Raw genomic sequence first — 14,003 nt, 5'->3', positions numbered from 1 at the left:
TGAGCGGGTGACGACACCGGAGGTCTCCCCCAGCCCCAGCGAGAGCGCGTTCTCGATCGACGTCGAGCACTTCGACTCCCCCGACGCCCAGCGGCTCCGCGCCGCCCAGCGCCTGGAGATCGACCGTGCGTACGGCGGCGACACCGAACCCGGCGACAAGCCGACGGCGGACTCCATCGCGGTGTTCTTCCTCGCGCGGGACGACGACGGTACGCCGCTCGGCTGCGGCGGGCTGCGGGTCGTGCAGGACGGCATCACCGAGATCAAGCGGATGTACGTCCGGCCGGAGTCCCGGGGTGCCGGTGTCGCGGCGGCGCTGCTGCGTCGGTTGGAGGATGCTGCGCTCGACCTCGGTTCGCCGGCGCTCGTGCTGGAGACCGGGAACGAGCAGAAGCGTGCGATCGGGTTCTACGAGCGCGAGGGGTTCACGCGCATCGCGAACTTCGGGCCGTACGTCGGGGTCCCGACCTCGATCTGCTACTCGAAGGTCCTCTAGCCCGGGCCCCGAGCGGGCGAAGTACGTCCCGCTCGCAGCACCTCGGCGGCCGTTCCCGCCCGCTCGACGACCCGCGCGCGGCGTGTCCCGCCCGCTCGACGACCTGCGCGCGGGACGGCCCTCGCCGGGGTCGCGGAAACGGCCGCTCCCCGCGACGGGGAGCGGCCGTTCGTGCGACCTCGGCGGACGTGAGCGGCGCGTCGTGCGACCCCGACCCCAGCCTCGGCCCCGAGCCCCGCCCCGACCGTTCCCTCTGGCCCGGCGGCCGCCAGCGCCTCAGCGCGACTCGTCGTCCTTCGGGGGCGCGGACTCCGCGGACTCGGCGGAGCTCGGCGCCGGCGGCGTCGCCCCGGTCACCCGCTCCCCGTAGCGCGGCGGCTCCTCCACACGCGGCTGCTGTGCGGACGCGGGCGCTGCCGGCGCGGGAGCGGTCGCCGGGGTCTCCCCGTAGCGCGGCCCCTCGTTCGTGCCGTACCGCGGCGTCCCCGTCTGCGCGCCGGAGGGCGGCGTGCCGGGCTGCTGCGCGCCTCCTGGCTGGTGGTGCGGTGTGGCGTGCCCACCGTAGGGCGATCCCTGCTGACCGGCGCCCCACCCGCCATCGGACCCGGCCGACTGCCCGCCGGACCCGGGAGCACCGGAGCCGGAACCGGGACCCGGACGCCACGGCTGCTGCGGCGGCTGCCCCTGGAACCCGGCCCCCGGGCCGCTCTGCGGTCCCGGGGCACCCGGCGTACCGGGGTTCCAGTGCGTGGTGGGGGCGAGCCCGGCCTCACCGAGGATGCGACGTGCCTGGCCCACGAGCTGCGGCTCGACGACGATCTGGTAGTTCGTCGCGAGGACCTGGTGCACGCTCGTGAAGTCCCGCTGCCGCTTCGTGATCGCGAACGAGACGATGCCGTAGAGCATGCCGAACGCCGCACCGATGATGGCGGCGGCGAGGATGAGGCCACCGGCACTCGGCGAGAAGAGCGTCAGCACGATGCCGAAGAAGATGCCGAGCCAGAGGCCGGACAGCGCGCCGGCGATCGCCGCACGGCCGTACGTCATCTTGCCGGTGACGCGCTCGACGGTCTTGAGGTCGTTGCCGACGATCGAGAGCTGGTTGACCGGGAAGTCGGCCTCGGCGAGCTTCGCCACCACGCGCTGGGCGTCGGGGTAGCTGTCGTAGGTGCCGAGGACGTCGCCCTTGGGCAGCGTCGGGAAGGCCTGGGCGGTCCGGCCGCCGAACGGGCTCTGATTGCTCACACAGCCATCATTCACCGCACACCTTGCAATCGCACGTGCACTCTCAGGGAAGCCGCCGACCGCCACGGCGGATCCGGCCAGACGCACCGACTACGCTGGGTCGGGTGAGCGCCACGAAGGTCTTCGTAGCCCGCCTCGCCGGGTGCTCCGTCTTCGACCCCGCGGGAGACCGCGTCGGCCGCGTCCGAGACGTCCTGGTGGTGTACCGCCGGGCCGATCCGCCGCACGTCGTCGGTCTCATCGTCGAGGTGCCGGGCAAGCGCCGGATCTTCGTGAGCATCGGCCGCATCACCTCGATCGGTGCCGGGCAGGTCATCACGACCGGCCTCGTGAACATGCGCCGCTTCGAGCAGCGCGGTGGCGAGGTCCGGGTGATCGCGGAGATGCTCGGCCGCAAGGTCCTCATCAAGAAGGAGCGCATCCGCGCCACCATCGAGGACGTCGCGATCGAGGACCGCGGGCAGGGCGACTGGGAGGTGTCGCAGCTCTTCCTCCGCAAGCCGAAGACCACGCCGTCCCCGTTCGGCAAGGGCCCGACGACGTTCGCGACCTGGAACGAGGTCACCGAGGACGAGCTCCCCGGCGAGGCCCAGTCCGCCGAACACGTGATCGCCGCCTACTCCGACCTGCTGCCGGCCGACCTGGCGTCGACGCTGCTCGACCTGCCGGAAGAACGGCGGTTCGAGGTCGCCGAGGAACTCCCTGACGACCGGCTCGCCGACGTGCTCGAGGAGATGCCCGACCAGCAGCGGATCGAGATCCTCACCCGGCTGGTCGACTCCCGTGCGGCCGACGTGCTCGACCACATGCAGCCGGACGACGCGGCCGACGTCCTCGCGCAGTTCTCCGACGAGCGCAGCGAGGCCCTCCTCCAGCTCATGGAGCCGGAAGAGGCGCAGGACGTCCGCATGCTCCTCGAGTACGAGCCAGACACCGCCGGTGGCCTCATGACGACCGAGCCGGTGATCGTCTCCGCCGACGCCACCGTCGCCGAGGGGCTCGCGCTCGTCCGCCGCCACGAACTCGCGCCGGTGCTCGGCGCCGCCGTCTGCGTGACGCTGCCGCCGTACGAGCCGCCGACCGGCCGGTTCCTCGGCCTCGTGCACTTCCAGCGGATGCTCCGCTACCCGCCGAACGAACGACTCGGCACGCTCATCGACCAGCAGACCGACCCGGTCCGCGTCGACGCGAGCGCGGCCGAGGTCACGCGCATCATGGCGACCTACAACCTGCTGTCCGTCCCCGTGGTCGACGATGCCCACCGTCTCGTCGGGGTGGTGACGATCGACGATGTCCTCGACCACGTCCTGCCGGACGACTGGCGAAGTCAGGGCGAGGGGGAACCCTCACCGCTTCCGCGCCAACGCCCACGCAGGACGCCCGTGACGACGGGAAGGAGGACCACCCGTGGCCCGAACGGATGACAACCGCCGCGATCGCGAGCGGACCGATGCTCGACTCGACTCCCCCAAGGGCATGCGCACCCGCGTCCTGCCGACCCGGCGCCGAGGTCGCGGTGACGCCTTCGGTCGCGCGACCGAGGGCATCGCGCGTGCGATGGGAACGCCCTGGTTCCTCGTCGGCCTGACCCTGTTCTGCGTCGTCTGGATGGGCTACAACACGCTCGCCCCGAAGCCCTGGCAGTTCGACTCCGCGGCGATCGGCTTCACGGCCCTGACGCTCGTGCTGTCCCTGCAGGCGTCGTACGCGGCACCGCTCATCCTGCTCGCCCAGAACCGGCAGGACGACCGCGACCGTGTGCAGTTCGAGCAGGACCGGCAGCGCGCCGAGCGGAACCTCGCCGACACGGAGTACCTCGCCCGCGAGGTCGTGGCGCTCCGCCTGGCGATGCGGGACATGGCGTCGAAGGACTTCATCCGCGCCGAGATCCGCTCGCTGCTCGAGGAACTCGACCGGCGCGACGCCGAGGACGCCGGCTTCGCCGACGAGTCCGGCACGACGGCCCGTGGCTGACGGCGGCCGGCCGGACGAGCAGCTGGGCAGCGCGGTCCTCGCCGCGCTCGGCCGCGTGATCGACCCCGAGATCCGCCGGCCCGTCACGGAGCTCGACATGATCCGTGGTGTCGACGTGCAGCCAGGAGGCGCGGTGCGCGTCGATCTGCAGCTCACGATCGTCGGGTGCCCGGCCGCCGACACCATCGAGCGCGACGTGCGTGCGGCCGCCGGTTCCGTGGACGGCGTCTCGAGCGTGGCGGTGGACGTGTCCGTGATGGCCCCGGCGACGCGTGCCGCGCTCACCGAACGACTCCGCGCGGGGAGACCCCGGGGCGTGCAGTTCACCCCGGACTCGCTCACCCGGGTGATCGCGGTGACGAGCGGCAAGGGCGGCGTCGGCAAGTCGACGGTCACCGTGAACCTCGCCGCCGCCCTCGCGGCCCGCGGGCAGCGCGTGGGCATCGTGGACGTCGACGTGCACGGCTTCAGCGTCCCCGGGCTGATGGGGCTCACCGACGCCGCGGGCGTGGCCCCTCGCCCGACCCGGGTCGACAGCATGATCCTGCCGCCCGTCGCGCACGACGTGAAGGTCGTCTCGATCGGCATGTTCGTGGACGACGTCTCGACCGCGGTGTCCTGGCGCGGTCCGATGCTGCACCGCACCGTCTCGCAGTTCCTCACCGACGTGTACTTCGGCGACCTCGACGTGCTCCTGCTCGACCTGCCGCCCGGTACCGGTGACGTGGCGATCTCGGTCGGCCAGCTGCTCCCCCACGCCGAGGTCCTGGTCGTCACCACGCCCCAGGCGGCCGCTGCCGACGTGGCCGAACGGAGCGGGATCGTCGCCCGTCAGACCGGGCAGCGGGTGATCGGCGTCGTCGAGAACATGGCGGGCCTCGTGCAGCCCGACGGGTCGGTGCTGCACCTCTTCGGCGAGGGCGGTGGTGCCGAGACCGCTCGCCGGCTCTCCCGCGACCAGGAGACCGCCGTCCCGGTGCTCGGCAGCGTGCCGCTGTCCGTGCCGCTCCGCGAGGGCGGCGACGCCGGCGTCCCGGTGGTGCTCGGCGATCCCGAGGACCCCGCAGCGGTGGCGCTGGCGGCGATCGCGGACCGCATCGGCACGATGGGACGGGGCCTGTCCGGCCGGAAGCTCGGGCTGACGCTGTCGTAGGGTCGGGGGCATGAGCACTGATCACGTCAGCGTCGACTGGGAGCAGGCCCGCGACACCAACCGCGCGAACTGGGACGACCGGGTGCCCATCCACGAGGGCGCCTACGAGATCGACGCCCTGACCGACCCGGACCACCGCTCGACCGTCGTCCGCGACGACCTGCCCGCACTGCGACCGTGGCTGCCGGACGGCTCCCTCGCCGGCCTCGACCTCTGCCACCTGCAGTGCCACATCGGCACGGACACGGTCTCGCTCGCGCGTGAGGGCGCCCGCGTCACCGGCGTGGACTTCTCCCCCGCGGCGCTCGCCTCGGCCGCCGGGCTGTCGGCACGCCTCGGCCTCGACGTGACCTGGGTCGAGACGGACGTCCTCGACGCCCGGGCCGCGGTGGTGGGCGACTTCGACGTCGTCTACACGAGCATCGGGACGATCTGCTGGCTCGACGACCTCGACCGGTGGGCCGCCCAGGTCGCAGCGCTCCTGCGACCGGGCGGTGTGTTCTTCATCCGCGACGGCCACCCCGCGCTGTACGCGCTCGACGAGGACGCCGACGGGCTCGTCACCCGCTACCGGTACTTCGCGGACGGCTCCGCCCAGCAGTGGGACGACGCGGGCACCTACGCGGGCGACGGCACGGTGTCGAACACCCGCACCTACGAGTGGCCGCACCCGCTGTCGGAGATCGTGAACGCCCTGCTCGGCGCCGGGCTCCGGCTGCGCCGGCTCGACGAGGGTCGGACGCTGCCGTGGCGGTTCAGCCCGCGCATGGTCGACACCGGGGACGGCTCGTGGGAGTGGCCCGGCGAGGACCGCGACCGCCTCCCCACGACCTTCACGATCGTCGCGTCGAAGGACTGATCCGCCAGCCGATCGACGTTGCCTGTACGTCCTTTCATGGACAGGTCGTTCCACCGCGGAGCAATATGCAGGGGTATTCCACAATGCTCCTGCGGAATCGGGTCCGCAGGGGCTCCACCCGTGTCCGGCAACGCCGCCGGACCGAGGACAGGAGAACCGTGTGAACAGCAGGACCAGACTCAGGATCGGACTCGTCGCGGCCCTCGCGGCTGCACTGGCGGGCGGGTCCGTCGCAGCAGGACCGGCCATGGCGGCCACACCGGCGTGCGCCACCGCGTGGAGCGCGGGCACCGCCTACAGCGGCGGCGCGACGGTGAGCGAGAGCGGCACGAACTACACCGCGAACTGGTGGACGCAGGGCGACGACCCCGCGACCCACTCCGGCGCGACCGGCAGCGGCCAGCCCTGGACGTCCACGGGAGCCTGCGCCGGCACCGGCGGCGGCGGTACGACCAACCCGGGCGGCGGCACCACCACCCCGGGCACCGGCGGCAGCGGCGGGACGGCGAAGGGCCTGGTCTTCAGCCCCTACAAGGACGTCACCGTGAACCTCGACTGGAACACGAACGTGATGAACACCGCCATCACCGGCGCGCGCATCCCGGTCGTCGGGTCGAGCAACAGCCTGGTGTCCACCCGGGAGCCGGGCCTCAAGGCGATCACCCTCGCCTTCGCCACCGGGACCTGCGGCAGCGAGAACTGGGGTGGTGTCGCCGCGGACGCGTTCGCGAGCGCCAACATCCCGAAGCTCGACGCCGCGGGCGTGAACTACATCGTGAGCACCGGCGGTGCAGCGGGCTCGTTCAAGTGCTCCGGCACCGCGCTGCAGAGCTTCATCGCCCGCTACGCCACCCCGCACATGATCGGCGTCGACTTCGACATCGAGAGCGGGCAGTCCGCCGCCGACGTGCAGAACCTCGTCAACGCCGCAGCGCTCGCGCAGTCGAAGTACCCGGGGATGCGGTTCTCGTTCACCCTCGCGACCCTGGCCGCAAGTGACGGGAGCTTCGGCGGCCTGAACAGCACCGGTGACGCCACGGTCAAGGCCATCAAGGCGTCGAGCCTGACGAACTACACCGTCAACCTCATGACGATGGACTTCGGCCGCGCGACGACCGCGAACTGCGTCCTCTCCGGATCGACCTGCGAGATGGGCAAGTCCTCGATCCAGGCCGTCACGAACCTCGAGCACACGTACGGCATCGCACCGTCGAAGATCGAGGTCACCCCGATGATCGGCGTGAACGACGCCTCCGACGAGGTCTTCACCCTCGCCGACGTGGACACGCTGTCCGCCTACGCGAAGGCGAACGGGCTCGCCGGGGTCCACTACTGGTCACTCGACCGCGACACCCCGTGCTCCTCGACGACGGCGATGTCCACCTGCAGCTCCGTCCCGAGCGCGCCGGCCCTCGCGTGGACGGACCGCTTCCTGGCCGACCTGCAGTAGTCGCCACCACCCAAGGGACTGGAGGCGCGGTGCCAGCTGGCACCGCGCCTCCAGTCCGTCATCGGCTCACGTGACGTCGCGTCAGGTCGCTTCGGCGTCGAACGGTGCGGCCTCGCCGACGGCGAGCGGCACCACGGGTGCCGTCGCGCGCACCTTCGACGCGGTCACCTGCGCGGTCTGCACCGCAGCGGCGCTGCTGCCGGAGTCGAGCAGCGCATCACGGATGATCCGGCGCGGGTCGTACTGCCGCGGGTCGAGCTTCTGCCAGTCGACCTCGTCGAACTCGGGGCCCATCTCGTCGCGCATCCGGTCCTTCGCGGTGTCGGCGAAGCGACGGACGGCCTTGACGAACTCGGCGAGCTTCTGGGCGTACTGCGGGAGTCGCTGCGGACCGAGCAGGAGGACGCCGATGATCCCGATCACCAGGAACTTCTCGAAGCCGTCGAACACGGTACGAGCGTAACCCGTCCACACCCCGGAGCACCCGTAGAGTTGTCACCCGAACGGAGTGTGCGTGTCAGAGAAAGAGTCGAACTGGAAGTTCGCCGAGGACATCGTCTCGGAGTCCGAAGTGATCGCCCGAGCCAGGGAGCACTCCCTCGAACTCGGGGTCGAGGCGATCTCCCCCGCCATCGGCGCACAGATCGGGGTCGTCGCGGCCGCCTCGCGCGCCACGAGCATGATCGAGATCGGCACCGGCCTGGGGGTGTCCGGACTGTACCTGCTCGGCGGCGCACCGTCCGCCACGCTCACCACGATCGACATCGAGGTCGACCACCAGCAGTACGCCCGTGACGCGTACATCGCCGCGGGCACCGCCCCCGCCCGGATCCGACTCATCCCGGGTCGGGCGAACCAAGTGCTGCCGCGCATGAACGAGGCCTCGTACGACGTCGTCCTCGTCGACGCCGACCCGGAGCACGTCATCGAGTACGTCGAGCACGGACTGCGGCTCGCTCGGCTCGGCGGGACCGTCCTCGTGCCGCACGCGCTCTGGCGGGGCCGGGTGGCCGACCCGGTGAAGCGGGACCGGGCGACGACCGACTTCCGGCTGCTGCTCACCGAGGTGTCGACGTCGGGCGCGGTCATCAGCGCGCTCTCCCCCGCCGGAGACGGACTGCTGCAGATGACGAAGGTCTCCGCTTAGTCGGTGCCGTCTCGGGCGGAGCCGTCGTGCCCGAGGTGGCGCAGGTAGCGCTCCGGGGACTCGAGGAACGACCGCTGGTGCCGGACGAGGTCGAGGTCCGCCCACTCCGTGCGCCGCAGGCCCCACTCGCCGACCTCGTGGATCGTCGCGCCGGGGAAGGCTGCGAGCACCGGTGAGTGCGTCGACATGAGCACCTGCCCGACGCCGCTCTCGACGATCGACTGCAGCAGGCCGATGAGCGCCAGGCAGCCGGAGAACGACAGCGCGGACTCGGGTTCGTCGAGGATCCACAACCCGGGCCACCGCGCACGGTCGATGACGAAGTCGAGGAAGGACTCGCCGTGGCTGCGCTCGTGGAAGACGGGCTCGGGCCGGGACAGGTTCGGGTGTTCCTCGAGGTAGGTGAAGAACCCGTGCATGGTCTCCGCCCGGAGGAAGAACCCGCCGCGGGGCGCCCCGAAGTCGCGGCGGATGGCGATGTGTTCGCACAGGTCGGACTCGGAGGCGCGGGTCGAGTGCTGCGATCCGGTGCCGCCGCCCTCCGGCCCCATGCCGAACTGCAGCGCGATGGCCTCGACGATGGTGGACTTGCCGACGCCGTTCTCCCCGACGAACACCGTGACGGGGTCGAGGTCGAGCCCCTCGTCGAGGAGCTGCCGGACGGGGGCGAGGGTGGCGGGCCAGACGTCGCGGGGCATCGGGTCGGGGTCGCAGTACTCCTCGACGCGACGGATCGGCAGGTGGGTCCTCGGCACGGAGCCCATCCTGCCGTGCCACGCCGACATCGGCGCCGGGCGGGGCGGACGGACGGAGGGCGGGCGGACGGACGGAGGGCCCGGAGCGTACGCGCTCCGGGCCCTCCGTTCTGGTGCGTCGACGTACTAGGCCGAGACGACCTCGGCGAGTGCGTCGTGGAGTTCCTTGGCCTCGGCATCGTTGACCGAGACGACCAGGCGGCCTCCACCTTCGAGCGGAACCCGCACGATGATGAGTCGACCCTCCTTAACAGCCTCCATCGGCCCGTCACCGGTCCTCGGCTTCATGGCTGCCATCAGATGTCCCCTTTCGTGCAGTACATGCACCCCCATTATCTCGTATCGATGGGGGAACTGCGAAACCGCCCAGGTTGGGGGTCGTGGATCGCGACGTTCTCGCGGTTCCGAGTGGTCACCTTGGCGTGTGCCGTACATCCGCTCCAAGCGCCGTCAACCGCTCGACCCCGCCGTCGAGGCCGTCCCCGTCGGCGTGCGCGTCGCGGGGGCGTTCTCGTGGCGGATGCTCGTCGTCGTCGCCGCCCTCGCCGTCGTCGTGGCACTCGTGGTCCTGCTGCAGGACATCGTGGTGCCGTTCCTGATCGGCCTCATCGTGTGCGCCCTGCTCGCGCCGTTCTCGCTGTTCCTGCAGCGCCACCGCTGGCCGAAGTGGCTCGCGGTACTGTCGTGCTTCCTCGCCGTCGTGATCGTCATCGGCGTCCTCGCGCTGGTCGTCACGGCGCAGATCCGGTACGACCTGCCGTCGCTCGAGCACCGTCTCGACCACAACGTGCAGTCCCTGCAGAGCCTGCTGGCCACCGAGCCGTTCGGCATCACGGCGTCGCAGGTCACGAAGTGGCTGTCCGACGGCACGAAGTTCCTGCAGACCCACGCGTCGTCGATCGCCTCGGGTGCGGCCGAGGCCGGGAGCGGGCTCGTGCACCTGCTCGAGGGCCTCTTCATCGTGGTGTTCACGACGATCTTCGTGCTCGTCGACGGCCCGCGCATCTGGTCGTGGGTGGTGCGGCTCTTCCCCCGCCGGGCGCGCGGTCGCATCGACGTCGCCGGGCACGCCGGCTGGAAGACCCTGACGAGCTTCATCCGCGTCCAGCTCGTCGTCGCGGTGACGGACGCGCTCGGCATCGTGATCGGCGCGCTCGCGCTGCAGGTGCCGCTCGCGATCCCGATCGGCGTCATCGTGTTCTTCGGCGCCTTCGTGCCGGTGGTCGGCGCGATCGTCGCGGGCGTCGTCGCGGTGCTCGTCGCGCTCGTGTTCAACGGCTGGGTGCCCGCGCTGGTCATGCTCGGCATCGTGATCGCCGTGCAGCAGCTCGAGAGCCACGTCCTGCACCCGTTCCTCACCGGCTCGGCCGTGCGCGTGCACCCGCTCGGTGTCGTGCTCGGCGTCACCGCGGGCACGACGATCGCCGGCGTCGTCGGGGCGTTCTTCGCGGTGCCGTTCATCGCGACCGCGAACGCGATGATCCACGCGGCGGCGTCAGCCGACCCCGAGGCGGTGGCGCGGGGCGCCGAGGACCGCGAGGCCGACGTCGATCACGGCGGGGTCCAGTCGTAGCCGTCGATCCACCAGCAGTAGTACATCCACACCCACTGCAGCGCGATGCAGACCACCACGACCGCCACCCGGTACACCCGTGAGCGCGGCAGCGCGACGATCCCGAGCAGCGGAGCGATCGGCAGCAGGATGCGCCAGGTGCTCGACTGCGGGAAGAACACGGCCAGCAGGTACACCAGGTAGGCGACGCCCCAGAGCCGCAGCTCGAGCCCGATCCGCCGCGCGGCCGGCAGGGCCACGAACGCGGCGAACCCGACCACCACGACGGCGAGCAGGATCGCGCCGGCCGGCTGCCCGAACCACCACCCGAAGCCCTGCACCCACGGCGCGAACGGGACGAGTTCCCGCCACCCGATGTACGACGACCGCCACGCCAGTTCGGTGTCCGTGTACGCCCGGGGCACCCCGGTCATCGCCCAGGCGATCGCCGGCCACGCCAGCCCGACGATCCCGGACACGACCGCGACCACCGCGGGTGGGACGAACCGCTGCACGGTGAGCGGCGACGACGCGCGGACCCACGACGGGCGGACGAACCACGCGGCGAGGAACAGCACGATCAGCAGCGCGAAGGCCAGCCCGGTGGGCCGGGTCATCCCGAGCAGCAGGACGACCGGGAGCATCGACCACCAGCGGCGGTCCACCATCAGCAGCAACGCGACGAGGAGCAGGAACAGGCCCATCGACTCGGCGTACGCGACCTGGAACATCGCCGAGACGGGTGCGACGCAGAACAGCACGGTCGCGAAGGTCGCCCGCGCCGGGTCGAGGAACCGACCCATCAGCCGCCGGAACACGAGCGCCGCTCCCCAGCCGAACAGGAGCGAGACGGACACGGCGACGAACTCGAAGGACGCGCCCGTCAGCGCCATCAGGCCCCGCACCAGGAAGGGGTAGGCGGGCATGAACGCCCACGCGTTCTCGGTCACGTGTCCCGTGGCGTCGATCGGCAGCGTCGAGGGGTACCCGGACGCGGCGATCACCCGGTACCAGGCGCCGTCCCAGATCGACGAGAACGACAGCAGGCCGGGGTGCTGCACCGTGAACGAGTTCGCCGCCTGCACGCTCGCGAACGCGGCGAGCATCGTGCCCGTGACGATCCGCGCGAGCACGTACACGACCGTGATCCGCACCCACCACGGCACGACCCGGTAGCGGGCGTGCCACCGGGCGCGGGCAGGGCTCAGCCGGGTGGACCCGGCCGTGGTCAGGCCGTCAGCCACCGACGCAGACCGTGCTCGACCGCGGTGATCTGGTCGACGGGGACCTGCTCGTCGTCGTGGTGGGCGAAGACCGGCTCGCCGGGCCCGTAGTTGACCGCGGGGACGCCGAGCGCCGAGAAGCGTGCGACGTCGGTCCACCCGTACTTCGGGCGGGGCGCGGGACCGCCGACGGCGGCGACGAAGTCCTGCGCCAGCGGGGCGTCGAGTCCGGGTCGGGCACCGGCGGCGAGGTCGACGATCTGCACGTCGTAGCCGTCGAAGAGCTCGCGGATGTGGGCGACGGCCTCGTCCGCGCTGCGCGACGGGGCGAAGCGGTAGTTGACGTGCACCATGACCTCGTCGGGGATGACGTTGCCGGCGATGCCGCCCGTGATGCCGACGGCGTTGAGGCCCTCACGGTAGTCGAGTCCGTCGACCGTGACGGTGCGCGGCTCATAGGCGGCGAGCGTGGCCAGGATCGGCGCGGCCTTGTGGATCGCGTTGTCGCCGATCCAGCTCCGGGCGCTGTGCGAGCGCTTGCCGGAGGCGCGGACCTCGGCCCGGAGGTTGCCGTTGCAGCCGCCCTCGATCTGCGCACCGGAGGGCTCGCCGAGGATCGCGAAGTCGCCCGCGAGGAGCTCGGGACGCGTCCGTGCCAGGCGTCCGAGGCCGTTCAGCGCGTCGCTCACCTCTTCGTGGTCGTAGAAGACCCAGGTGACGTCGACGCTCGGCTCGGCGAGGTCGTACGCGAGCTTGAGCTGGACCGCGCAACCGGCCTTCATGTCCACCGTGCCGCGGCCCCAGAGGATCTCGGTGCCGTCCTCGGCCGTCCGGAACTCGGTCGGCAGGTTGCCGTTGAGCGGCACGGTGTCGATGTGCCCCGCGATGACGACGCGGCGGTCACGACCGAGGTTCGTCCGTGCCACGATCGCGTCACCGTCGCGGATCACCTCGAGGTGGGGCAGCGGCGTCAGGGCGGCCTCGATCGCGTCGGCGAGCGGCCCTTCGTCGCCGGACACCGACTCGATGTCGCAGATGGCACGGGTGATGTCGATGGACGAGGCGGTGAGGTCGAGCGGCTCCGGCATGCGGGAAGCCTACCGGCCGACCCTTGCAGCCCGGCGGAGCCGTCCGGACGGACGGGTGGCCCCTTCCCCTCGCTGGGTACCCTGGTCCGGTGACCGACACGACCGCTGCCACCGCCCGCCCGACCCACGCCTGGGGCCACGGCCTCGCGACGATCGCCGCCGACGGCACGACGCTCGACACCTGGTACCCGGAGACGTTCGTCGGCGCGCTGCCCGCCGACGCCGTGTTCCCCGCCGACCTGCGCGCACACGTCGGCGACGACCCGCGCCGCGGTGTCACGATCGAGGCGGTCACGACCGAAGTCACGATCGACGCCGCACCCGCGAGCACGCCGGACGCGTACCTCCGCCTGCACCTCCTCAGTCACCTGCACGTGGCGCCGAACGAGGTCAACCTCGACGGTGTCTTCGCCCACCTGCCGATCGTCGCGTGGACGAACGCGGGCCCGGTGCACCCCGACGACCTGACCCGCCTCCGCCCCGGCCTGCAGCGCGCCGGGATCGCCGTGCACGCGATCGACAAGTTCCCCCGGCTGGTCGACTACGTCGTGCCGGACCGCGTGCGCATCGCCGACGCGAACCGGGTCCGGCTCGGCGCCCACCTCGCCCCCGGCACGACGGTGATGCACGAGGGCTTCGTGAACTTCAACGCCGGCACCCTCGGCGACGCGATGATCGAGGGCCGTGTCTCGCAGGGCGTCGTCGTCGGGAACGGCACGGACATCGGCGGCGGCGCCTCCATCATGGGCACGCTGTCCGGCGGCGGCACCCACCGCGTCTCCCTCGGGGAGCGCGCGCTGCTCGGTGCGAACGCCGGTCTCGGCATCTCGCTCGGCGACGACTCGGTGGTCGAGGCCGGGCTGTACGTGACGGCCGGCACGAAGGTCGTCCTCGTCGGCGCGGCTCCGAACCCGGACGGCACCCCGAAGACGGTCAAGGCCGCCGAGCTCTCCGGGACGCCCAACATCCTGTTCCGCCGCAACTCGGTCTCCGGCGCGGTGGAGGCACTGCAGCGCCAGGGGCAGGGCATCCAGCTCAACACCGCGCTGCACGCGTAGGCG

General features: G+C 71.7%; 15 protein-coding genes. 9 read left to right on the top strand and 6 right to left on the bottom strand.

The genetic code is table 11. From position 1 onward, the window contains the following. The first annotated feature begins 7 nt into the window (after positions 1-7). On the top strand, positions 8-496 hold the full coding sequence (locus tag BIV03_RS05870) for a GNAT family N-acetyltransferase (protein WP_092384196.1): 489 nt from the start codon (positions 8-10) through the stop codon (positions 494-496). A gap of 276 nt (positions 497-772) precedes the next feature. Here BIV03_RS05870 and BIV03_RS05865 read toward each other — a convergent pair whose 3' ends face one another. Further along, positions 773-1,741, bottom strand: coding sequence for a general stress protein (locus BIV03_RS05865; RefSeq protein ID WP_071294988.1), 969 nt, complete (start codon positions 1,739-1,741; stop codon positions 773-775). A 104-nt stretch (positions 1,742-1,845) separates the two neighbouring features. Here BIV03_RS05865 and BIV03_RS05860 point away from each other — a divergent pair, with 104 nt between their 5' ends. The 5 genes from BIV03_RS05860 to BIV03_RS05840 all read left to right on the top strand — a co-directional run bounded on the left by BIV03_RS05860 (position 1,846) and on the right by BIV03_RS05840 (position 7,177). Beyond that, the gene (locus tag BIV03_RS05860) at positions 1,846-3,165 is read left to right on the top strand and encodes a CBS domain-containing protein (protein WP_070416690.1); all 1,320 of its coding nucleotides are present in this window, start codon (positions 1,846-1,848) and stop codon (positions 3,163-3,165) included. A gap of 52 nt (positions 3,166-3,217) precedes the next feature. After that, positions 3,218-3,715, top strand: coding sequence for a DUF1003 domain-containing protein (locus BIV03_RS05855; RefSeq protein WP_070416691.1), 498 nt, complete (start codon positions 3,218-3,220; stop codon positions 3,713-3,715). Beyond that, a complete protein-coding gene (locus tag BIV03_RS05850; RefSeq protein WP_071294987.1) occupies positions 3,708-4,868 on the top strand; it encodes an Mrp/NBP35 family ATP-binding protein in 1,161 nt (386 codons plus the stop codon). Before BIV03_RS05855 ends, BIV03_RS05850 begins: the two co-directional genes overlap by 8 nt. 10 nt (positions 4,869-4,878) lie before the next feature. Next, positions 4,879-5,727, top strand: a complete 849-nt coding sequence (locus BIV03_RS05845; protein WP_071294986.1) for a bifunctional 2-polyprenyl-6-hydroxyphenol methylase/3-demethylubiquinol 3-O-methyltransferase UbiG — start codon at positions 4,879-4,881, stop codon at positions 5,725-5,727. A gap of 247 nt (positions 5,728-5,974) precedes the next feature. Next, positions 5,975-7,177 (top strand): carbohydrate-binding protein, encoded by a 1,203-nt coding sequence (locus BIV03_RS05840; protein ID WP_083403227.1) that lies wholly within the window; start codon positions 5,975-5,977, stop codon positions 7,175-7,177. A gap of 81 nt (positions 7,178-7,258) precedes the next feature. Here the strand turns inward: BIV03_RS05840 and BIV03_RS05835 are convergent, their stop codons facing one another. Beyond that, positions 7,259-7,627, bottom strand: coding sequence for a twin-arginine translocase TatA/TatE family subunit (locus BIV03_RS05835; RefSeq protein ID WP_070416695.1), 369 nt, complete (start codon positions 7,625-7,627; stop codon positions 7,259-7,261). 64 nt (positions 7,628-7,691) lie between these two features. On the opposite strand from BIV03_RS05835, the gene BIV03_RS05830 reads away from it, so the two are divergent. After that, entirely contained in the window at positions 7,692-8,324 is a 633-nt protein-coding gene (locus BIV03_RS05830) for an O-methyltransferase (RefSeq protein ID WP_071294984.1), read from the top strand. Here BIV03_RS05830 and BIV03_RS05825 read toward each other — a convergent pair. Together BIV03_RS05825 and BIV03_RS05820 are read right to left on the bottom strand one after the other, a co-directional pair. Then, a complete protein-coding gene (locus BIV03_RS05825; protein ID WP_083403243.1) occupies positions 8,321-9,079 on the bottom strand; it encodes an AAA family ATPase in 759 nt (252 codons plus the stop codon). The two genes, BIV03_RS05830 and BIV03_RS05825, sit on opposite strands and share 4 nt — an antisense overlap. A gap of 126 nt (positions 9,080-9,205) precedes the next feature. After that, entirely contained in the window at positions 9,206-9,376 is a 171-nt protein-coding gene (locus tag BIV03_RS05820; protein ID WP_017887054.1) for a DUF3117 domain-containing protein, read from the bottom strand. Between the two features lie 127 nt (positions 9,377-9,503). Between BIV03_RS05820 and BIV03_RS05815 the strand changes: the two genes are divergently transcribed. Further along, positions 9,504-10,652, top strand: coding sequence for an AI-2E family transporter (locus BIV03_RS05815; RefSeq protein WP_070416699.1), 1,149 nt, complete (start codon positions 9,504-9,506; stop codon positions 10,650-10,652). On the opposite strand, the gene BIV03_RS05810 is transcribed toward BIV03_RS05815, so the two are convergent. Next, positions 10,631-11,875, bottom strand: coding sequence for a hypothetical protein (locus BIV03_RS05810; RefSeq protein WP_071295028.1), 1,245 nt, complete (start codon positions 11,873-11,875; stop codon positions 10,631-10,633). The genes BIV03_RS05815 and BIV03_RS05810 overlap by 22 nt on opposite strands. Beyond that, positions 11,860-12,942 carry a succinyl-diaminopimelate desuccinylase gene (gene dapE / locus BIV03_RS05805; protein WP_071294982.1) on the bottom strand — a complete coding sequence of 361 codons (1,083 nt, stop codon included), beginning with the start codon at positions 12,940-12,942 and terminating at the stop codon, positions 11,860-11,862. Before dapE ends, BIV03_RS05810 begins: the two co-directional genes overlap by 16 nt. An 89-nt stretch (positions 12,943-13,031) precedes the next feature. On the opposite strand from dapE, the gene dapD reads away from it, so the two are divergent. Further along, on the top strand, positions 13,032-14,000 hold the full coding sequence (gene dapD / locus BIV03_RS05800; RefSeq protein ID WP_071294981.1) for a 2,3,4,5-tetrahydropyridine-2,6-dicarboxylate N-succinyltransferase: 969 nt from the start codon (positions 13,032-13,034) through the stop codon (positions 13,998-14,000). Positions 14,001-14,003 lie beyond the last annotated feature (3 nt).

Origin of the sequence: Curtobacterium sp. MCBA15_016 (assembly GCF_001865105.1) — a bacterium.
Lineage (GTDB): Bacteria > Actinomycetota > Actinomycetes > Actinomycetales > Microbacteriaceae > Curtobacterium.
The sequence above is the reverse complement of the archived record's forward strand: the minus strand, read 5'-3'. Positions and strand labels throughout refer to the sequence as shown.